Source organism: Hydrocarboniphaga effusa AP103 (assembly GCF_000271305.1).
In the GTDB taxonomy this organism is placed as follows: Bacteria; Pseudomonadota; Gammaproteobacteria; order Nevskiales; family Nevskiaceae; genus Hydrocarboniphaga; species Hydrocarboniphaga effusa.
The window spans coordinates 2,119,017-2,138,803 of the sequence record NZ_AKGD01000001.1 but is presented as its reverse complement, the minus strand read 5'-3'; the positions used below and the strand labels follow the sequence as shown (position 1 = coordinate 2,138,803).

At 66.3% G+C, this 19,787-nt stretch carries 15 protein-coding genes; 6 read left to right on the top strand and 9 right to left on the bottom strand.

Annotated elements, in window-relative coordinates; genetic code table 11:
• Nucleotides 1-82: 82 nt before the first annotated feature.
• Complete coding sequence (rpoD, locus tag WQQ_RS09375) at nucleotides 83-1,933, top strand: RNA polymerase sigma factor RpoD (RefSeq protein WP_007184918.1); 1,851 nt, start codon at nucleotides 83-85, stop codon at nucleotides 1,931-1,933.
• Nucleotides 1,934-2,043: 110 nt separating this feature from the next.
• On the opposite strand, the gene WQQ_RS09370 is transcribed toward rpoD, so the two are convergent.
• Nucleotides 2,044-2,682, bottom strand: a complete 639-nt coding sequence (locus WQQ_RS09370) for an outer membrane beta-barrel protein (RefSeq protein ID WP_157534563.1) — start codon at nucleotides 2,680-2,682, stop codon at nucleotides 2,044-2,046.
• 234 nt (nucleotides 2,683-2,916) lie between these two features.
• Complete coding sequence (locus WQQ_RS09365) at nucleotides 2,917-3,726, bottom strand: porin family protein (protein ID WP_157534562.1); 810 nt, start codon at nucleotides 3,724-3,726, stop codon at nucleotides 2,917-2,919.
• Between the two features lie 62 nt (nucleotides 3,727-3,788).
• On the opposite strand from WQQ_RS09365, the gene WQQ_RS09360 reads away from it, so the two are divergent.
• Complete coding sequence (locus tag WQQ_RS09360) at nucleotides 3,789-4,535, top strand: ParA family protein (protein WP_007184914.1); 747 nt, start codon at nucleotides 3,789-3,791, stop codon at nucleotides 4,533-4,535.
• A gap of 107 nt (nucleotides 4,536-4,642) precedes the next feature.
• On the opposite strand, the gene WQQ_RS09355 is transcribed toward WQQ_RS09360, so the two are convergent.
• The 5 genes from WQQ_RS09355 to WQQ_RS09335 all read right to left on the bottom strand — a co-directional run bounded on the left by WQQ_RS09355 (nucleotide 4,643) and on the right by WQQ_RS09335 (nucleotide 11,498).
• Nucleotides 4,643-5,734, bottom strand: a complete 1,092-nt coding sequence (locus WQQ_RS09355; RefSeq protein ID WP_007184913.1) for a 5-(carboxyamino)imidazole ribonucleotide synthase — start codon at nucleotides 5,732-5,734, stop codon at nucleotides 4,643-4,645.
• A gap of 16 nt (nucleotides 5,735-5,750) precedes the next feature.
• The gene (purE, locus tag WQQ_RS09350; RefSeq protein ID WP_040453279.1) at nucleotides 5,751-6,272 is read right to left on the bottom strand and encodes a 5-(carboxyamino)imidazole ribonucleotide mutase; all 522 of its coding nucleotides are present in this window, start codon (nucleotides 6,270-6,272) and stop codon (nucleotides 5,751-5,753) included.
• A gap of 217 nt (nucleotides 6,273-6,489) precedes the next feature.
• Nucleotides 6,490-7,239 (bottom strand): SIMPL domain-containing protein, encoded by a 750-nt coding sequence (locus tag WQQ_RS09345; RefSeq protein ID WP_237715036.1) that lies wholly within the window; start codon nucleotides 7,237-7,239, stop codon nucleotides 6,490-6,492.
• A 27-nt stretch (nucleotides 7,240-7,266) separates the two neighbouring features.
• Nucleotides 7,267-8,346 carry an efflux RND transporter periplasmic adaptor subunit gene (locus WQQ_RS09340; protein ID WP_007184910.1) on the bottom strand — a complete coding sequence of 360 codons (1,080 nt, stop codon included), beginning with the start codon at nucleotides 8,344-8,346 and terminating at the stop codon, nucleotides 7,267-7,269.
• 53 nt (nucleotides 8,347-8,399) lie between these two features.
• Nucleotides 8,400-11,498, bottom strand: coding sequence for an efflux RND transporter permease subunit (locus tag WQQ_RS09335; RefSeq protein ID WP_007184909.1), 3,099 nt, complete (start codon nucleotides 11,496-11,498; stop codon nucleotides 8,400-8,402).
• A gap of 154 nt (nucleotides 11,499-11,652) precedes the next feature.
• Here WQQ_RS09335 and sufT point away from each other — a divergent pair, with 154 nt between their 5' ends.
• Entirely contained in the window at nucleotides 11,653-12,201 is a 549-nt protein-coding gene (gene sufT, locus WQQ_RS09330) for a putative Fe-S cluster assembly protein SufT (RefSeq protein WP_040453276.1), read from the top strand.
• A 45-nt stretch (nucleotides 12,202-12,246) separates the two neighbouring features.
• On the top strand, nucleotides 12,247-12,630 hold the full coding sequence (gene apaG / locus WQQ_RS09325) for a Co2+/Mg2+ efflux facilitator ApaG/CorD (protein ID WP_007184907.1): 384 nt from the start codon (nucleotides 12,247-12,249) through the stop codon (nucleotides 12,628-12,630).
• A 235-nt stretch (nucleotides 12,631-12,865) separates the two neighbouring features.
• Here the strand turns inward: apaG and WQQ_RS09320 are convergent, their stop codons facing one another.
• Nucleotides 12,866-13,450: a superoxide dismutase family protein gene (locus WQQ_RS09320; RefSeq protein ID WP_007184906.1), complete on the bottom strand. Its 585-nt coding sequence runs from the start codon at nucleotides 13,448-13,450 to the stop codon at nucleotides 12,866-12,868.
• An 86-nt stretch (nucleotides 13,451-13,536) separates the two neighbouring features.
• Here WQQ_RS09320 and WQQ_RS24885 point away from each other — a divergent pair, with 86 nt between their 5' ends.
• Entirely contained in the window at nucleotides 13,537-16,875 is a 3,339-nt protein-coding gene (locus WQQ_RS24885; RefSeq protein WP_007184905.1) for a UvrD-helicase domain-containing protein, read from the top strand.
• A 14-nt stretch (nucleotides 16,876-16,889) separates the two neighbouring features.
• Complete coding sequence (locus tag WQQ_RS09310; RefSeq protein WP_007184904.1) at nucleotides 16,890-17,720, top strand: M90 family metallopeptidase; 831 nt, start codon at nucleotides 16,890-16,892, stop codon at nucleotides 17,718-17,720.
• A 3-nt stretch (nucleotides 17,721-17,723) separates the two neighbouring features.
• On the opposite strand, the gene WQQ_RS09305 is transcribed toward WQQ_RS09310, so the two are convergent.
• Nucleotides 17,724-19,733 carry a S9 family peptidase gene (locus WQQ_RS09305; RefSeq protein WP_007184903.1) on the bottom strand — a complete coding sequence of 670 codons (2,010 nt, stop codon included), beginning with the start codon at nucleotides 19,731-19,733 and terminating at the stop codon, nucleotides 17,724-17,726.
• Nucleotides 19,734-19,787: the final 54 nt, after the last annotated feature.

The following is a 19,787-nucleotide window of genomic DNA, read 5'->3' as shown; positions in this document are numbered from 1 at the left end:
CTTAAAACCGCATCGTCCAGTAAAATACGCAGTTCTCCGCCCAGTGCAACGGGCCGAGGCCTGCCCCGATACGAGCACCTGAATGAGCAATAGCGCCGAGAAGCAATCCCAGATCAAGGTTCTGATCGCCCTGGGCAAGGAAAAGGGCTATCTGACTTACGCCGAGGTCTCGGATCACTTGCCTGAAGTCGTCGATTCGGAGCAGATCGACGACGTCATCAGCATGATCCAGACGATGGGCATCCAGGTGCACGATGAAGCACCGGATGAAGAGAGCCAGCTGTTCTCCGAGCCCGCCGTCGTCGCCTCGGCCGAAGAAGAAGAAGACGCCGCCGAAGAAGCCGCCGCCGCGCTCGCCGCGAGCGACGATCAGTTCGGCCGCACCACCGACCCGGTGCGCATGTACATGCGCGAGATGGGCAGCGTCGAACTGCTCGACCGCGAAGGTGAAATCCGCATCGCCAAGCGCATCGAGGAGGGCCTGAACGAAGCCCTCTACGCGATGGCGATCTACCCCGAAACCGTGAAGATCCTGCTCGACGCCTACGCTTCCGTGGGCGAGGGCAAGCGCCGTCTGGCCGAAGTGATCACTGGCTTCTTCGATCCGAACGCCGAGCCGGTCGCCGAAGCGCCGCCGCCGCCGGTCGAGGAGGAAGAGGAAGAAGAGGAAGAAGACGACAACGCGGGCGGCGACGAGGAAGAAGAAGCCGTCGACACCGGCCCCGATCCGGAAGAGGCGCGCCTGAAGTTCGAAGAGCTGCAAAGCCTCTACGACACCGCCTGGAAGGCGTTGCAGAAGACCGGCGCCGACGACAAGAAGACGCTCGGCAAGCGCGAAGCGGTTGCCGACCTCATCATGACCTTCAAGCTGTCGCCGAAGATCGTCGACGAGATCAACCGCAACCTGCGCAACAAGATCGAGAACATTCGCGAGATCGAGCGCAGCGTCATGCGCATCTGCGTGATCGACGCGGGCATGTCGCGCGAGGAATTCCTCGGCAAGTACAAGGGCACCAAGCCCGACGATCACGATTGGCTCGAGAAGTCGATCCGCGCCAAGCGCAAGTATTCGGCCACGCTCGCCACGCGCCACGACGAGATCGTCGAGCTGCTCGGCCAGCTGACCAAGATCGAGAACGAGTTTTTGATCGCGGTCGACGAGATCAAGGACATCAACCGTCGCATGAACGTCGGCGAGGCCAAGGCCCGCCGCGCGAAGAAGGAAATGGTCGAGGCCAACCTGCGTCTCGTCATCTCGATCGCCAAGAAGTACACCAACCGCGGCCTGCAGTTCCTCGATCTGATCCAGGAAGGCAACATCGGCCTCATGAAGGCGGTCGACAAGTTCGAATACCGCCGCGGCTACAAGTTCTCGACCTATGCGACCTGGTGGATTCGCCAGGCCATCACGCGTTCGATCGCCGACCAGGCGCGCACCATCCGCATCCCGGTGCACATGATCGAGACGATCAACAAGCTCAACCGGATCAGCCGCCAGATGCTGCAGGAAATGGGTCGCGAGCCCACGCCCGAAGAGCTGGCGGTGAAGATGGAAATGCCCGAGGACAAGATCCGCAAGGTCTTGAAGATCGCCAAGGAACCGATCTCGATGGAAACGCCGATCGGCGACGACGAGGACAGCCACCTGGGCGACTTCATCGAGGACACCGCCGCGGTGTCGCCGCTCGAATCGGCCACCTCGTCGAGCCTTGCCGAAGCCACCCACCAGATTCTCGCGAGCCTCACGCCGCGTGAAGCCAAGGTGCTGCGCATGCGCTTCGGCATCGACATGAACACCGACCACACGCTCGAAGAAGTCGGCAAGCAGTTCGACGTCACGCGCGAGCGCATTCGCCAGATAGAAGCCAAGGCCTTGCGCAAGCTGCGTCACCCGAGCCGCGCGAATTACCTGCGCAGCTTCCTCGACGAGTAGACGGCGAGCAGCGAGCAGGCCCCGTGCAGCGCGGGATGCCGGCGACGCGAGTGAGCTTCACGAAAAAGCCCCCGCGAAAGCGGGGCTTTTTCATTGCCGCGGGAACAGGCTCAGAAGCTGAAGCGGGCGCCCAGGCGAGCTTCGTCGAGGCGCACGTCCGGATTGTTGCCGCCGGCGAGGCTGGTGTAGCGGTAGTCCGCGAAGATCGAGAAATGCTTGACGATCTCCACCGCGCCGCCAGCCGTGACTTCGAGGCCATCGACATCGCCGATGTCCACGTAGCCGATCTCGGTCATCAGTGTGAGCTTGTCGTTGAGCACCTTGCCCTGGGCGCCGAGGTGGCCGCCCCAGCCTTCGGACTTATCATTCTCGCGGGTGACGGTCACGCTACCGAGCGGGCCCGTTACACGGGTCTTCACCTTCGACTCGAAGCCGATGTACTCGCCGTAGGCGTAGAACGGGGTTTCAGGGAAACGGAAGCCCAGGCCGCCGCGATACTGCTCGGTGCGCAGGTCGGCGTCGATCGTAGAACCCAGGAAGCCCCCGTCGAGGCCAATATCGTCGAACTTGTTCTTCTCGTACTCGCCGCTCAGGAAGAACAGGTCGGACAAACCGAACTTGCCCTTCACGCCCCAGCCATCGCCATCGTCGAAATCGAGCGCGTCGTCTCCGCTGCCGATCTTGGCCGACGAGAACGGAATCCAGTAGCCATCCAGATCGGCGGCGGCCTGAGCAGCAGTGAAAGGCACGGCAACCAGCGCCGTTGCCGCAATGAGGGAAAGGCGAAACTTCCTGAGGCTGTACATTGATCTCTCCTGATGAGGGGCATCGATCGCCTTTGGCGTCTTTCTTGACTGATGGCGACGGCTGCGGAGGATGAGACCGGGGCGCTGAACTCGGGCTGTATGTTTTTTACATGGCTCGATAATGAAAAGCCCCGGAAAATCCGGGGCTTCTCGATACTTCTTGATGTATCTATAGGACTAGAACAAGACCCTCACACCGAGCCGAACATTGCTGTAAGCATCGTCCTCGTCCGCGAAGCCGTCATTGAAATCAATCTTCAGATCGGTGTAGCGGAAGTCGATGAAGGCGCCGATGTTGGGCGTGAAATCGACCGAGCCGCCGATCAGATATTCCGGGCCATCCGCATCGATGTCGCCATCCGATAGGCTCACATAACCGATCTGCCCGTAGAGATTGACACCGGGCGATATCGGAAACGACAGCCGGCCATGGATACCGAAGCCGTCCGGCTCAAACTTGAGCCCTTCAAAATCCTGATCGACGTTGATGTACTCGGCATAGACCGCGCCGGTTCCTGTGGCCAGCGGCACCTGGAAACCGCCACCGAGGCGGAACTGATCGAGATCGGTATTGACCTTCCCTCCGCCGAACCTTTTGTCTTGCGAAGTCGACTGATACTCGCCGATTGCGAAGAAGTTGCCCTGATAACCCAGCGGGATCATGCCCTTCACGCCGAACCCGTCTCCTTCGAGCTTCACCGAATCGCCGGTGCCGTCATCTGTCTCGTAGGCACTGTACGGAATGTAGTAGCCATCGATATGGCCTTGCTCGTTTGCCCATGCTGCCGACGGAGCAGCCAGCGTAGCCAGCATCAGCAGCTTTTTGACGTTCATCCTAGTAATCTCCTGGAAAATTCCTTGCGCCGATACAGCCCGCTGAAAGCAGCGGTTCAGTCGGCCGCAGCCGTTTATCAAATCGAAACCCGCTGCTAAATGAACGTGCAGCACGCGGTCGATGCGGAGAGCGACATGGACTTTGCCGATCACGGTTCGCCTCGGGGTCTGCCGCGCAGCCCGTTTTGCCGTCCCCTCGCAACGGGCGCCAGCGCATGAAGACTCTCGCGCTCTACAACATCAAGGGTGGCGTCGGGAAATCGGCCGGAGCGGTCAACCTCGCCTACTTCGCGGCCGCCAGCGGACTGCGCACGGTGGTCTGGGATCTCGATTCGCAGGCCGCGTCGAGCTGGTATCTGCACGGCGACGGCCAAGCCGCCAAGGCCAAGAGCGTGCTTGCGGGCGACACGCCGCTCGGCCGGCTCGTGCGGCCCACGCCGTACGAAAAGCTCTCGGTGATCCCGGCCGAATTCAGTTACCGCTACTTCGACATCCTGCTCAAGAAGGTCGAGCCCCCGCGCGAGGCCTTCAAGCGACTGCTCAAGCCGTTCTCCGAGCAGTATTCGCTGGCGGTGCTCGACTGCCCGCCCGCGCTTTCGCACCTTGCCGACAACGTCTTCACCGCAGCCGACCTGATCCTGGTTCCGGTCGTACCGACGCACCTGTCGCTGCGCGCCTACGAGCAGCTGCGCGAATATTTCGAACAGGAAGGCTTTCCGCTGCGCAAGCTCATGCCGTTCTACTCGATGGCCGATCGCCGTCGTTCCCTGCATCGCGAGCTCATCGAGCAGCCGCCCGCGCTCATGAAGGGCATGGCGCAGTCGGTGGTTCCGTATTCGTCGATGGTCGAGCGCATGGGCGAGCATCGGGCCCCGATCGCGGCCTATGCGCCGAGCGAAGACCCGGCGCTGCTGGCTTACGCCGAGCTTTGGCTCGAAGTCAGCGCGGCGCTGAAGCTGTAGGAAAGCCGGCTTCGCCGAGCTCGAGCGTCGGGCGGGCGTGGGGTGACCCGCCGTTTCCAAGCTGATTCGAATGACGAAGGCGGGTCTCGGCCCGCCCGACGTATCGGCTAGATTTCGGCCGCGTCGGCCAGCGCGCTGAGCCGGGCGACGCGCTCGGCGAGCGCTTCGCCCGACTCCGCCGTCACCGTCGCATGGCCGACCTTGCGCTTGGGCTTGGCCGCCTTGTCGTAGAGATGCACGTGTACGCCTTCGATCGCGGCCAGCGCAGCGGTGTCGGGGGCCGAGCCGATGAAGTTCACCATCGCCGAATGCCCGCGCGCCGCGGTCGAGCCGAGCGGCAGGCCGGCGACCGCGCGCAAATGGTTCTCGAACTGCGAGCAGACCGCGCCTTCGATGCTCCAGTGCCCTGAGTTGTGCACGCGCGGGGCAATCTCGTTGGCGAACAGCTGGCCTTCGGCGACGAAGAACTCGAAAGCCAGCACGCCGACGTAATCGAGCTTCTCGATCACCCGGCGCGCGTAATCCTCGGCCTGGGCCTGCAGCGGATCGGCGAGCTGCGGCGTGGACAGGCGTAGGATGCCGTCGCGATGGCGGTTCTCGACCACCGGGTAGAACGCGAGTTCGCCGCCACGACCGCGCACGGCCAGACACGATATTTCGCGCTCGAACGGCACGAAGGCTTCGAGGATCAGCGGCTGGGCACCCAGGGCTGCCCAGGCGGCGTCGAGGTCATCCGGCTTGCGCAGCACTGCCTGGCCCTTGCCGTCGTAGCCCATGCGGCGCGTCTTGAGCACGGCGGGTAAACCCGTGATGCGCACGGCCATGTCGAGCGCCTGGCGCGTCGCCACCGGCAGGTAGCGCGGAACCGGAATGCCGAGGTCGTCGAACAGCTTCTTCTCGTTCAGGCGATCCTGGGCGGTCGCCAGCGCCTGCGGCGGCGGATGCAACGGCCGGCGCGCGGCGACGAACTCGGCCGTGTGCGCGGGCACGTTCTCGAATTCGAAGGTGGCGACGTCGCAGCGCTCGCAGAACGCCTGCAGCGCGGTTTCGTCGAGGTACGGAGCCTGCAAGGTCTCGCCGAGCGAGGCGGCGCAGGCGTCCTCGGCCGGATCGACGAAGACGAAGCGCATGGCCAGCGGGTATCCCGCCAATGCGAGCATCCGGCCCAGCTGGCCGGCTCCGAGAATGCCGATCTTCATGAGGGTTCTTTCGACTTCAGGCCAGCGGCGGCAGGCTCAGCGGCGCATCGTCGAGCACCTTGCTCGTCTGCTGGGCGCGGAAATCTTCGAGCCGGGTCGCCAGCGCGGCGTCGCGCGTGGCGAGCATGCTGGCGGCGAGCAGGCCCGCGTTGGTGGCGCCGGCGACGCCGACGGCCAGGGTTCCGACCGGGATGCCAGCCGGCATCTGCACGATCGAGAGCAGCGAATCGAGGCCATTGAAAGCCTTCGACTGCACCGGCACGCCGAGCACCGGCAGCCGCGTCTTGGCGGCGCACATGCCCGGCAGATGAGCCGCGCCGCCGGCGCCCGCGATGATCACCTGCAGGCCACGCGCGACCGCGCTTTCGGCGTAGTCGAACAGCAGGTCGGGCGTGCGATGCGCCGAAACGACCTTGGCCTCGTACGGAACGCCGAGGTTTTCGAGTACGCGGACCGCGTGCGCCATGGTCTCCCAATCGGAACGGGAACCCATGATCACGCCCACCAGCGGCGCTTCGGTTTTGCTTGAGGAGGTCATGGCCGGCTTGGCAGCCCCGGCGGAGGAAAAGAGCCGGGGATTATTGCATCGCCAGATGACGGCTTCCACCTGGGGCGGGTTTCGGCCGGCTTTTCTTCTCTCTCTCCCGCCGGAAGAGGGACCGAGGGTGAGGGGCCCGCCGCGAAGCGCGGCTGTGCCTGAAACTGCCTCACCCCAACCCTCTCCCGAAGGGAGTGGGAGATGGAGATGGACAGGCCTACGGCGCCAGGTCGAACTCGGCGTTGACGCTCGCGCGGACGCGGATTTCGCCGGTGCTGATGCCCATCTGGGCGTTGCCGTCGGCGGCTTCGGCGCGCATCGCCATCGCCTTGACCATGGGCACCGGCGGCGAGGAGCCGTTCTCGGCGATGCTGCGGACGCCGCCGAGCTTCACGCCGAGCGTGCTCGCGAGCAAGCTCGCCTTGGCCTGCGCGTCCTTGGCGGCTGCGGCGAGCGCCTGGTTCTCCAGCTCCTTGGCCTTGGACGATTCGAGCTGCGGCGGCTGCACCTGGTTCACACCGGACTTGGTGGCCGCGAGCAGGAACGCGCCGAGCTTGTCGAGGCTCGTGATGCGCAGCTCGATGTCGCGGCTCACGCGGTAACCGGTCAGCTGGTTGCGACGCTCCTTCTCGTCCCAGACGTATTCGGGCTGGATGCTCACGCCGGTGGTGGTGATCTGCTCGTCCTTGGCGCCGAGCTTCTTGGCCTCGGCCAGATAGGTGCGCACGACCTTGTTGACCTCGGCTTCGGCGGTCGCCACGTCGGCGCTCAGCTGGGTCACGCCGAGTTGCAGGCGCGCGCGATCGGGCACGGCGGAGACTTCGCCGTCACCGCTCACGCTGACGAAGCGAGGGCGCTCGGGCGGCGGCGGGAAGCCCGTAGCCTGGGCCAGCGCGCCGGCGCTGAAGCTGGCGAGCAGGGTTCCGAGCAGCAGGTTCTTCATCGGGGCTTTCAGCGGAGTTTTCATGGCGCCTTTCATTGGAGTCTTCATTTTTCAGGACAGTCCTTTGTTCTTCGATTGACCGGCCATGCCGGGGCGATGTTCCCCGATCACCTTGACCGGGTCACCATCATGCAAAGTCTCGGCGCCGCGAACCACCACGGCTTCCTGCGGGCTCACCGGGCCTTCGATGGCGACCCATTCGCCCTGGGCCGAGCCGGTCTTCACGGACACGCGCGCAGCCTTGCCCGAGCGCACCACGTAGACCGACAGGCCGTCCTCGCGAATCACCACGGCGTCGCGCGGCACCGCGAGCTTCTGCTGCGGCGACTCCAGCGGCAGCACCACCTGCAGGCTGCGGCCGACCGCGAAGCCGGCCTCCTGCTGCGGCAGGTCGATCAGGGCCTCGAAACTCTGCGTGCGCGCATCGCCGACCGGCACGATCGCCCGGACCTGGCCCGCGACCGCGCGATCGGGCGCCAGCTGCACCTGGACCGAGCTGCCCGGCTGGATCGCGCGCACGTGCCGCAGCGGCAGGAACAGGCGCAGTTCGAGGTGCTCGGTGTCCTGCAGGCGGGCGATCACGTCGCCCCGATTGATCTCCTCGCCCTCGCGGCGCAGGCGCTCGGCGATCACGCCCGCGAACGGGGCGCGCACCTCGGCGCGGGCCAGGCGATCGTCGGTCTGGCGCAGGGTGGCGCGGGCGATTTCGAGATCGCTCTTGGCAAGGTCGCGCGTGTTCTCGGCCTGGTCGAGCTGGTAGCGGCTGACCGCAGTGCCCGAGGCGCGCAGGCGTTCGAGCTCGCGCTCGGCCTGGCGCAGGGCGATTTCGCTGCGCGTGAGCCGCGCGCCCTGCTCGGCGCGCTGCAGGCGGATTTCGCCGGTGTCGAGCCGGGCGATCACCTCGCCCTTTTTCACCGCCGTCCCGGGCTCGGCGACCCAGGCCAGCGGCCCGCTGGTGCCGGCCGCCATCTCGGCACCCGAGCGCGACTGCACCTGGCCGGTCGCGGTGATCGAGGGCGCGATGTCGCGCAGGCTCGCCGAGGCGGTTTCGACCGCCGAAGCCGGGCGCTCGGGCTGCGCATGGGCGTTCGCCGCGAAACACAGCGCGAGGCCGATCAGGGTTTTCTTCATGCAGCGCACTCCAGCGGCCGGGCGCGGCCGATCGACGAAAGAGAAAGGGACGTTCATGCGCCGAGCACCTCGGCCTCGGCGGCCACCGGCTCGCGCGCCGGGTGCCGCGCCTCGCCCAGGCGCAGCAGCGCCGGCATCAGGTACCAGGTGAACACGGTGCCGACGATCATGCCGCCCGAGACCACCGCGGCCAGGCCGCGATAGATCTTCGAGCCCAGGCCCGGCATCAGGATCAGCGGGGCCATGCCGAGCACGGCGGTCAGCGTCGACAGCACGATGGGCCGGGCGCGCGTTTCGAGCGCCTCGCGAACCGCGTCGATGCGCGCCATGCCGGCGTGCTCGCGGGCTCGCGTCTGGTCGACCAGCAGGATCGCCGCGTTGACCACCAGGCCGAGCAGGATGATGAAGCCGATCATCGTCAGCAGGTCCATGGCCTGGAAATCGAACACCCCGATCAGCCGCAGCGAGGCGACGCCGCCCGCGATCGAGACCGGAATCACCAGCATCACGAGCAGCGCGTCCCAGAGGTTGCGGAACAGCGCGCCCATCAGCGCGCAGAGCATCAGCAGGGCGAGCGCGAAGTTGGTTGCCATCGAGCCCAGCGCGAGCTGCAGCTCGTTGGCCTTGCCGCCGTAGCTGAGCTGGATATTCGGGTTCATGACCTCGCGCAGCTGCGGCTCGATCCTGGCCTGCAGGATCGCCACCGCCTCGTCGAGCGTCATGGTGTCGGGCGGCTCGAAGTTCACCGACACCGTGCGCCGGCCGTTGAAGCGCGCGAGCTGCGCCGGGCCCACCGTCTGGCTGATCTGCGCGAGTTCGCCGACGAGCTGGATGCCCGCGCCCGGCGTGGCGATCGGCAGCTCGGCGAGCTCCTCGGGCGTGTGCCAGTCCTGGCTGCGCACGATGATGTCGAGCCGCTCGTTGCCGTCGAAATATTCGCCGGCCCAGAGCCCGCCCGTGAATGCACGCAGGGCGCTCGACACGCTGCTGCGATCGAGCCCGGCACGCGACACGCGCCACTCGTTGGGCCTGATCTGCAACTCCGGCTGATCGAGCTGCAGGGCCGGCAGGCTTTGCGGAAACGTGCCCGGAATCGCCTCCGGAATCAGCCGCTCGGCGACGCGCGCGGCCTCCATGAGCGCATCCAGATCGGGGCCCTGCAGGAACAGCTCGATGTTGCGCGCGTTGCTGCCGTCGAGATTGAGCAGCGAGCCCTGGCTCGCGAACACGCGCACGTCGGGCAGGTCGACCAGGATCTTGCTGCGCAGCAGCTCGACCACGTCTTTGGTCTGGCGCGGATCGGCCGCGTAGGCGACGACCAGGCCACCGCCACCGTTCCCCCAGGCCGAGAAGTTGTAGTACTTGATGCCCGGCTCGGCCTTGCCTTCCAGGTGCGGACGCAGGCGCTCGATGACCTTGGGCGCGATCTCGTGGCGCACGGTTTCGATGTTGCCGCCCGGCGGCGTGCGGAAATTGCCCCATACGTTGTCGGTCTGCGCCACCGGCAGGTAATCCGGCTTGGGCGCGGCGAACCAGCAGAACAGCAGGCAGCCCGGCACCAGCACGCCGATCCAGGCCAGCCGCAGGGCCGACGAGCCGGTCGCGCGCATCGCGCTGCGTGCCATCGCCTTCCACCAGTGCTCGTGCTGGTCGGCCGGAATGCGGCGCGCGAGCGCCCAGCGGTTGGCGGCCGGAATCACCGTCATCGCCACCAGCAGCGAGGCCGCGTGGCTCACGCTCATGGTGATCGCCAGATCCTTGAACAGCTGGCCTTCGAGCCCCTGCATGAACAGCACCGGCAGGAAGATCGCCACGCTCGTGAGCATGGAGGCGAACAGCGCCGGAATGACTTCCTGGGTGCCCTCGATGGTCGCGTCCCGGGCGCTCCTGCCCTGCTGCAGGAAGCGGATGATGTTGCCCTGCACGATCAGCGCGGCGTCGGTGACGATGCCGGTGGAGAACGCCAGGCCGGCCAGCGAAATGACGTTGAGGCTGCGCCCGAGCAGATGCAGGGTGACCACCGCGAAGCCCAGCGACAGCGGGATCGTCGCCCCGATCACCAGCAGCGCGCGCGGCCCGCGCAGGAAGTACCAGAGCCCGCCGACCGCGAGCAGGATGCCGACCACCAGCGACTCTTGCACGAAGCCGATCGCCCGGTGCACGTAGACGCTCGCGTCCCAGGACAGGTCGGCGATGAGCATTTCGCGCGCGAGCGGGCCGGCGTTGAGCTCGGCCAGCGCCTCCTTGACGCCGTCGAGCACGGCGACAATGTTCGCGGTCGAGTTGCGCTGGATCGTCAGGTAATAGCCCGGCACGCCGTTGCGGAACGAGAAGGCCTGCTGATCCTGCAGGCCCACGCCGACCTCGGCGAGGTCGCGCAGGTACAGGGGGCGCTCGCCGTTCCAGCTGACGATCAGATTGCCGAGATCGGCGATCGGCTCGCGCCCGGTCACGCGTACGGTGAACTGGCGACGCCCCATGTTGACGAAGCCGGCCGAGGTATCGCGCGCCGCGATCACCGTGCTCGCGAGCTGCTGCGGGGTGATGCCGAGCGCCGCGAGCCGGTGCGCGTCGAAGCGGATCTGCACCTCGCTCGGCCGTCCGCCCTCGAGATTGACTTGGCTCACGCCCTCGACGCGCGACAGCCGCGGCTCGACCACTTCTTCCATGAGCTTCTGGTACGCGGCGGCCATGTCGGCGGTGTCGTTGCCGGGCAGCGGGCGCACCAGGATCGACGCGGCGTTCTCGCGGTTCCACGGCGCGCCGTCGAAGACCTGCGGTTCGTCGGCGTCGGGCGGCAGCGGCGGCAGGGTGTTGATGCGCGAAACCACGTCGAGCATCACGCGCGTCATGTCGGTGCCGATCTCGAAGCTCAGCGAAACGCCGCCGCCGCCGCGATTGATCTGCGAGCGCATCTCGGTCATGCCCGACAGCCCGCGCATCGCCTCTTCGATCGGCTCGACGAGGGCTTCCTCGACCTCGCTAGGCGCGGCCTCTCGCCAGTTCACGCTGATCCAGATCTGCGGGTTCTTGGTGTCGGGCAGCAGCTGCACGGGCAGGCGCGCCAGCGACAGCAGGCCGAACAGCAGGACGATCAGCGCCGCGGCCGCGATCGCGGCCGGGTTGCTGGCCGAGAATCGTGTTGTTTTCATGGTCTCCCCTCGTCCGCCCCTGCTGCGGTCTGCAAGCTGCGGCTTGGATGCGACACGGACCCCAGGGGTTTAAACTCGGTCCCCTGGCACCATCTTCCCGGTGCAGCCGGCGCCAGCGGGTGCCGGCGATTCGATCGCCAAAGCAGCAGGTTCCATGTCCGATTCCAACGAAACCGTCGCCCTCACCCGCGACGTGGTCGCCATCCTGATTCCCGCCGGAACCAAGGTCGAGCTGCCCGAAGGCGCCAGCGCCGAAATCACCCAGGCGCTCGGCGGCAGCTTCACGATCCAGGTTCAGGGCCATTTGTTCCGCATCAACGGTGCGGACGCGGACGCACTCGGCAAGGAAGTGCTGCGCGGCCCCGAAGTGGCCGACGACGCCGACGACGCCGAACTCGAAAAAGCGGTCTGGGCGCAGCTCAAAACCTGCTACGACCCCGAGATTCCGATCAACATCGTCGAGCTCGGCCTGGTCTACGAATGCCGGCTCGAGCCGCTCGACGCCAGCAACCGCAAGGCCTTCATCCGCATGACCCTGACCGCCCCGGGTTGCGGCATGGGCGAAATTCTCGTCAACGACGTCAAGACCAAGACGCTCGAAGTGCCCCGGGTGACCGAGGCCGACGTCGAGCTGACTTTCGACCCGCCATGGAGTCGCGACATGATGTCGGAATCGGCCCAGCTGCTGACCGGGATGTACTGAGAGCTTCCACCTTCTTCAACGCCGCGCTCACGGGAGAGAGCCACGATGTCCGATACCGTCACGCAGGGCATACGCATCGTGGTCAGACCGCAGTACGTACCGGAGCAATCGCAGCCCGAGCGCGCGCATTTCTTCTTCGCGTATCACATCACCATCCGCAACGAGGGCAGTGTCACCGCCCAGCTGCAATCGCGACACTGGATCATCACCGACGGCGAGGGCCGCAGCGAGGAAGTGCGCGGCCCCGGCGTGGTCGGCCAGCAGCCCAGGCTCGCACCGGGCGAGCAGTTCCAGTACACCAGCGCCTGCCCGCTGACGACACCCGTCGGCACCATGCACGGCAGCTTCCACATGGTTCCCGAGGACGGCGAGCCGTTCGAGGCGCTGATTTCCCCGTTCCGGCTCGCGGTGCCGCGCATACTCAACTGAGGGCGGCCGCTCGGCTCGGCTGAACGCGAATCAGCGTTGTGAGCGACGGTGGATCGGACGAGGACGGAGCGCAGGTCGGTGGCCCCCGGCCGCTGAGTGACTAAATGTCACTCAGCGGTAAGCCGGCGACGGAGCGTGCATACGGCACGTGAGGGTTTCGAGCACCGCCTCGTTCGAGCTACGGAGCGCAGCAGCCCTCTCATACCCGCGAGAGCGGATATGAGGTTTCGACGCATCAGCCGCCGTTGATGACGCCGCAGGCGATCCGCCCACCCGAGTTGCCAGCCGGCTGGCTCTGGTAGTCATCCGGCCCTTCGTGCACGACCACGGCCTTGCCGATCACGTCCTTCGCGCCGCCGGTGCCGATCTCGAGGCCCGGAAGCGTCACGCTGACGTCGGCGTTGCCGCTGTCGTCGGCCTTCACGTTCGGCGCATCGCCGGCGTGGTGCGGGCCCTGGGCGACGTTGCCGTGGGGCTGCTGATCCGGGTTCAGGTGACCGCCCGCGCTGCTTGCGTCCGGCGCACTGCAATCGCCTTTCTCGTGCACGTGGAAGCCATGCTCGGCGCCCGGCTTGAGGCCCGACAGCGAGCCGCTGACTTTCACGCCACCATCGCCGGCCTCGAACTTGAGCGTGCCCTGCGCCGTCTTGCCCTCGGTCGGGGACAGCGTGGCGGTGGCCGACGAGGCGCTGGTCGGCGCATCGGTCGACATGCCGGCCGCCGGGGAGGCGGAGGTCACGGGCGGCGTTTCCTGCTTGCAGGCCGACAGCGCGATGGCGGCGGCAAACGGCAGCAGGCTCAAGCGGTGGACGATCTTCATGGCGACTCCTGGGTCGATGTTCGGCGAGCGTCAGTTAAGACAAGCGCTGTGACGCACGCCTGAACCATGGCCGGTAAACTTCTCCGATGAACGATTTCTCCGCTGTCGCGCATCTGGTCGATTCACTCAACGATGCGCAGAAACAGGCCGTGACCGCTCCGCCCGAGCACCGCCTGGTGCTCGCGGGCGCCGGCTCGGGCAAGACGCGCGTGCTCGTGCACCGCATCGCCTGGCTCATCGCGGTCGAAGACGTCTCACCGCTGTCGATCCTCGCGGTCACGTTCACCAACAAGGCCGCGAACGAAATGCGCGGCCGCATCGAACAGCTGCTGACCACGCCGGTGCGCCAGCTCTGGGTCGGCACCTTCCACGGCATCGCGCATCGCATGCTGCGCCTGCACTGGAAGGAGGCGAAGCTGCGGCAGGATTTCCAGATCCTCGATGCGGACGATCAGCAGCGCATGGTCAAGCGTCTGATCAAGCAGCTCGACCTGCCGGACGATCAGTGGCCGCACAAGATGGTCACGCACTGGATCAATTCGCAGAAGGAAGAAGGCCGCCGGCCGCATCACTTCGACGACCTGGGCGATTTCACGCAGCGCGCGCTGGTGCGCGTCTACACCACGTATCAGCAGCAATGCGAAGCCCAGGGCGTGGTCGATTTCGCCGAGCTGCTGCTGCGCGCGTACGAACTGTGCCGCGACAACGCCGACATTCTCGCGCACTACCGGCGCAAGTTCCGCCACGTGCTGGTCGACGAATTCCAGGACACCAACACGCTGCAGTACCTCTGGCTCAAGCTGCTCGTCGGCGATCACGGCGTGCTGTTCGCGGTCGGCGACGACGATCAGTGTCTGGCGGCGGGAACGGCGGTCACGCTCGCCGACGGCAGCCACAAGCCGATCGAGCAGGTGAATGCGGGCGACAGCGTGCGCGCCGCCTTCGGCAGCGGGCGCTTCCACAGCGCCACGGTAACCGAGCGCGTGCACATCGGCAGTCGCCGCGATCTCTTCGAGATCGTGACGCGCTCGGGACGCAGGCTCGTGAGCACGCCCGAGCACACCCATTTCGCAGGCTATCTGCTCGGCGAAACGCCGCAGACCTTCTTCACCTACCTGATGCACAAACGCGGCGTCGGCTACCGGCTGGGCGTATCGCAGGTCTACACGAACGGCCAGGTGAAGCCGCTCGTAGGCTTCGAGCAGCGCTGCCTGCACGAGCACGCCGACGCGGCCTGGGTGGTTACCACGCACGACAGCGCCAATGCGGCACGCCGCGACGAAATCCTGCTGTCCCTGCGCTACGGCTTGCCGACGCTGCCCTTCGTCGCGCGCAAGGGTGGATCGCAAAACGGACTCGTCCACGATCCGGCCTGGATCGCCGAGGTGTTCGAATCGCTCGACACCGAATCCGCCGCCAAGCGCCTGCTCTCGGCCTACGGTTTGCGGGCCGATCAGCCGCATCATCGGCCGCGTTCGCGCAACGCGAACCGGCGCAACGTGGTGATCACGCTTTGCGGTGATCGGCGCGGGGCCCGTCCGATGCACCGCATCGGCATCGTCGGTAACGATGTCTTCGGTCGGCAGGCGCTGGAACTGGCCGGATTTTCGGTGCGCGCAGCCAAGGCGGGCTCGTCGAGCTGGCGCTTCGAAGCCGCTCGCGCGCATTTCGGCGAGCTGCTGCAGATCGCCGAGCGCGCCCGCAAGACGCTGGACGGCGACTTGCAGCTCAACGCACGCATCGGACGCCGCTCGCTGCCGTTCATTCACGCCTCCGCCGTGCGCAAGGGCATGGTCATGCTCGACGAGAACGGCGGCTTCGACATCGTCGAAAGTTCGCGGCCGATCACTGAGCCCACCGAAGTCTACGATCTCAATATCGCCGACGTGCACAACTTCGTCGCCGGGGGCCTAGTCACCCACAACTCGGTCTACGGCTGGCGCGGCGCCAAGATCGAGAACATGCTGCGGCTCGAGCGCGACCTGCGCGGCTGCGAGATCGTGCGGCTCGAGCAGAACTATCGCTCGACCGGCACCATCCTCAAGGCCGCGAACGGACTCATCGAGCGCAACAACGGGCGCCTCGGCAAGAACCTCTGGACCGAGGGTTCCGACGGTGCGCCAATCTCGCTCTACGCTGCGTTCAACGAGTACGACGAGGCCGAATTCGTCGTCAACCGCATCAAGGACTACATCAACGGCCCGCATCGCTACTCTGATCTCGCGATCCTGTATCGCTCCAACGCGCAGTCGCGCGTGCTCGAAGAAATGCTGATCCGCGCACGCCTGCCGTATCGCATCTACGGCGGCCTGCGCTTCTTCGAACGCATGGAAGTGAAGGACGCGCTGGCCTGGCTGCGGCTCATGCGCAATCGCGACGACGACATCAGCTTCGAACGCGCGCTCGCCACGCCTTCGCACGGCGTCGGTGCGACCAGCGTCGAAAAGCTGCGCGCCGCTTCGCGCGAGGCCGGCAGCTCGCTGTGGGCGACGGCGATGCGCGAACCGGCGCTGGTCGGCCGCTCGGCCGGCGCGCTCGCCAGGTTCCTCAACAAGGTCGAGTCCATCGCCACGCAAACCGCCGACATAGCGCTCGGCAAGCTCATCGACGTGGTCGTCGCCAACAGCGGGCTGCGCGAGCACTACCAGAAGGAGAAAGGCGAGCAGGCCGAAGGCCGTCTCGAGAACCTCGACGAAATCGTCAGCGCGGCGCGCAGCTTCGAAAAGCCGACACCGGAGCAGGAGGAGGAAGGCATCGATCCGCTGTCGGCCTTCCTCGCGCATGCGGCGCTCGAAGCCGGCGAAGGCCAGGCCGCGGCCGGCGAAGATTCGGTGCAGCTGATGACCCTGCACGCGGCCAAGGGCCTCGAATTCCCGATCGTGTTCATGGTCGGCATGGAGAACGGGCTGTTCCCGTCGATGCGCGCGGTCGAGGAAGGCAATCTCGAGGAAGAGCGCCGGCTTTGCTATGTCGGCATCACGCGCGCACGCCAGCAGCTGTATCTGAGCTATGCCGAAATCCGTCGCCTGCACGGCGTCGAACAAGTGGCCATGCCGTCGCAGTTCCTGAAGGAAATTCCGCCCGAATGCGTGATGGAAACGCGCCCGCGCGCGGGCGTGCTGCGGCCACCGAGCTTCGGTTCCGGTCGCGAGTCTTCGCGCTACGGCGGCGGCGGTTATGGCGGCGGCAGTTCCTACGGCGGATCGGGCGGCGGCTATTCCACGCCGATACGTCGCAGCACGCCGATCGGCACGCCGAACTACGGCGGCTTCAAGCTCGGCCAGCGCGTCATGCACGACAAGTTCGGCGAAGGCACGATCCTGTCGTTCGAAGGCGAAGGCGAAAAGGCGCAGGTCGAAATCCGCTTCCGCCATTCGGGCGTGAAGCGGCTCGTGCTCGGCCTGGCCAAGCTGCAAGCGGTCTAGCGCGAGGCCTTGCGATGTCGCAGGAAGCCCTCGTCGCGATCGTCGTCGCGGTCGCCCTGATCGTCGGGCCGCTGGCGACGCTGCGCGCCCTGTCGAAGCGCGCCGCGGCGCAAACCCCGCAGCGGCCCGCGCCGCTCGAATCGAACATCGAAGCGGAGTTGCTCGCGCAGCTGCCGGTGCTCGCGCACCTCACGCCCGAACTGCGGCAGCGCCATGTCGAGCGCGTGCGCGCTTTCCTCGCGAGCAAGCGCTTCATCGGCTGCGACGGACTCGAAGTCACCGAGGAGATGAAACTCGTCGTCGCCGGCCTGGCTTGCCTGCTCGTACTGCGACCCGATGCCGAGCTGTTTCCGGCGGTGAAGGCCGTGCTGCTGTATCCGGGCGCGTTTCTGGTTCCGGTGAACGAGCCCGATGAATTCGGCCTGGTCGACGACGAGCCGCAGGAACGCATCGGCGAATCCTGGCAGGGCGATCGCGTGATCCTGTCGTGGGAAGACGTGCAGGCCGCGCTCGCGGGCGACGGCGTCAACGTGGTCGCGCACGAGTTCGCGCACCAGCTCGACGACGAGTCGCCGTTCGAAGGCGCGCCGCATCTGCCCCGAGAATTCAACGGTTACGAGCGCTGGTCGCGCGTCATGCAGCGCGAGTTCGAGCGCCTGCAACGCCATCGCCGGCCGCCCGTGCTCGATCCTTACGGAGCCGAAAGTCCGGCCGAATTCTTCGGCGTCGCGACGGAGGCCTTCATCCAGCGAGGGGCCGATCTCGCGCAGCATCACGCCGAGCTCTACGAGCTGCTGCGCGATTACTACGGCTTCGACACGCGCGATTGGGCCTGGAGTGCGTAAGCCCTAAGGAGCCGGCGCCGGTTCGACCAGGACCTCGTACTTGTCCACGTCGACCAGCACCTGCTTGAGGAACATCACGACCGCGTTGTTGTAGACGTCGCGATTGGCCTTCTTGGCGAAGCCGTGGCCCTCGTCCTTTGCCATCAGGTACCAGACCGCGCCGCCGTTGTTCGCGCGGATGGTCTTGACCATCTGCTCGGCCTCGCTGCGCGGCACGCGCGGATCGTTGGCGCCCTGCACGATGAACATCGGCCGGGTGATGCGCGCGGCGTTCGTGAGCGGCGAAATCGATTCGAGAAAGCTGCGCATCTCGGGGTCGCTTTCGTCGCCGTATTCGGCGCGGCGCAGATCGCGGCGATAGTCCTGCGTGTTGGTCAGAAAGCTCACGAAATTGCTGATGCCGACGATGTCGATGCCGCCGCGCAGGCGATCGTTGAAATGCGTCATCGAGGCCAGTGTCATGTAGCCGCCGTAGGAACCGCCCATGACCACCACGCGGCGCGCGTCGAGCTCGGGTTGCCTGGCGATCCAGTCGAGCAGGGCGCCGATGTCGCGCACCGAATCCTCGCGCTTGCGGCCGTTGTCGAGTTCCAGATAGCGCTTGCCGTAACCCGAAGAGCCGCGCACGTTCGGCACCAGCACGCTGATGCCGAGCTCGCGCGCGTAGAACTCGATCAGCGGATTGAAGGTCGGCAGCGCCTGCGCCTCCGGGCCGCCGTGGATCTGGATCAGCACCGGGCGCGGGCCCTCGCCGACACCGCGATAGTAGAAGGCCGGCACGCGCAGATCGTCGAAGCTGTTGAAGTGCACGAGCTCGGGTTCGATGAAGCGGCTCGCGTCGAGTCCGCCGGTCTCGCTGCGCGTCCAGCGCTTGAGCGCCTTGCTGCCGATCTCGAACGAGAACACATCGGTCGGGCTGCGCGCGCTGTTGAGGCTGAAAGCCAGCTGCTTGCCTTTGGCATCGAAGCTCAGGCCGCGCACCACGCCGATCGGCAGCTTCGGCACCGGCACGAGCTTGCCGGTCTTGAGGTTCATCACGCGCAATTCGCTGATGCCGTCGGCGTTGACGATGTAGGCGAGATAGCTGCCGCGACGCGAAATCTCGAGGCCCTCGACATCCCACTCGACTTTGTCGGTCAGCACGCGCGCAGCGCTGCCGTCGAGCTTCTCGTAGCGCAGGCGCTGGAAATCCGAAGCCTCGTCGGAGACGGTATAAACGCCGCGGCCATCGCGCGAAAAGCGCGCGTTGGTGAAGCTCACGGGCTCGGCGGTCTCGTGAAAGCGCGTGAGCTCCGGCAAGCCTTCTTCGTCGATCTTGGAAAGATCGGCGATGTAGAGCTCGCTCTGGTTGATCGAGATGTAGTGCAGCAGCAACAGCCGCCGGTCGTCCGGCGAGAAATCGAGCGGAGCCCAGGCGCCTTCGCGCTGGCTCACACGCTGCAGGGGCGCGCCGTCGAGATGGCCGATGACGACGTCGGTGTCGCGGCCATTGCGGCGCGTGGTCGAGTAGGCGAACACATCGCCCTTGTTCGACCACAGCATGTCGGTGTTGCGCGAGCGCCCGTCGCTGACGAGCTTATAGTCGCCGGTCGATAGATCGAAGTGGTGGATCTGGTAGAACTCGTCGCCGCCGCTGTCCTTGGTGAACAGGAAGCTGCGCCCGTCCGGTGACGGCAGGGCCGACGACACCGGCTCGGCGAAGAACGTGAGCTGCGAGCGCATGCCCTCGGGCCTGGCGACGCGATGCACCTGCGCGGTGTCGCCGAAGCGCGTGCTGATCAGCAGCCCGTCTTCGGCGCGGCCGAGCCAGCCGGCGAGCACGGCCGAGCGCGTCTGCTGGTAGCGATAGGTGCGCTCGGCGATTTCGTCGGGCACCGGCGGCAGGTCTTCGAGCACCAGGTTGCCGCGCTCGATGCGCTCCACCGTGTGCTGCGCATCCTTGGCCGCATCGGCCGTCACCGCGACGAATGCGCTCGTCAGGCCCAGCAGCAGGCCCCAAATCCCTTTGCTCATTGCACCCGCCCCCGGCGCTACGAACCTTTGCCCAGCTACTGCGCTTGTCATCTC

Bases quoted from the DNA above. Each gene is read 5' to 3' on its own strand.
- rpoD (WP_007184918.1), top strand. From the start codon at position 83: ATGAGCAATAGCGCCGAGAAGCAATCCCAGATCAAGGTTCTGATCGCC.
- WQQ_RS09360 (WP_007184914.1), top strand. From the start codon at position 3,789: ATGAAGACTCTCGCGCTCTACAACATCAAGGGTGGCGTCGGGAAATCG.
- WQQ_RS09355 (WP_007184913.1), bottom strand. From the start codon at position 5,734: ATGAAGATCGGCATTCTCGGAGCCGGCCAGCTGGGCCGGATGCTCGCA.
- purE (WP_040453279.1), bottom strand. From the start codon at position 6,272: ATGACCTCCTCAAGCAAAACCGAAGCGCCGCTGGTGGGCGTGATCATG.
- WQQ_RS09345 (WP_237715036.1), bottom strand. From the start codon at position 7,239: ATGAAAACTCCGCTGAAAGCCCCGATGAAGAACCTGCTGCTCGGAACC.
- WQQ_RS09340 (WP_007184910.1), bottom strand. From the start codon at position 8,346: ATGAAGAAAACCCTGATCGGCCTCGCGCTGTGTTTCGCGGCGAACGCC.
- WQQ_RS09335 (WP_007184909.1), bottom strand. From the start codon at position 11,498: ATGAAAACAACACGATTCTCGGCCAGCAACCCGGCCGCGATCGCGGCC.
- sufT (WP_040453276.1), top strand. From the start codon at position 11,653: ATGTCCGATTCCAACGAAACCGTCGCCCTCACCCGCGACGTGGTCGCC.
- apaG (WP_007184907.1), top strand. From the start codon at position 12,247: ATGTCCGATACCGTCACGCAGGGCATACGCATCGTGGTCAGACCGCAG.
- WQQ_RS09320 (WP_007184906.1), bottom strand. From the start codon at position 13,450: ATGAAGATCGTCCACCGCTTGAGCCTGCTGCCGTTTGCCGCCGCCATC.
- WQQ_RS24885 (WP_007184905.1), top strand. From the start codon at position 13,537: ATGAACGATTTCTCCGCTGTCGCGCATCTGGTCGATTCACTCAACGAT.
- WQQ_RS09310 (WP_007184904.1), top strand. From the start codon at position 16,890: ATGTCGCAGGAAGCCCTCGTCGCGATCGTCGTCGCGGTCGCCCTGATC.
- WQQ_RS09305 (WP_007184903.1), bottom strand. From the start codon at position 19,733: ATGAGCAAAGGGATTTGGGGCCTGCTGCTGGGCCTGACGAGCGCATTC.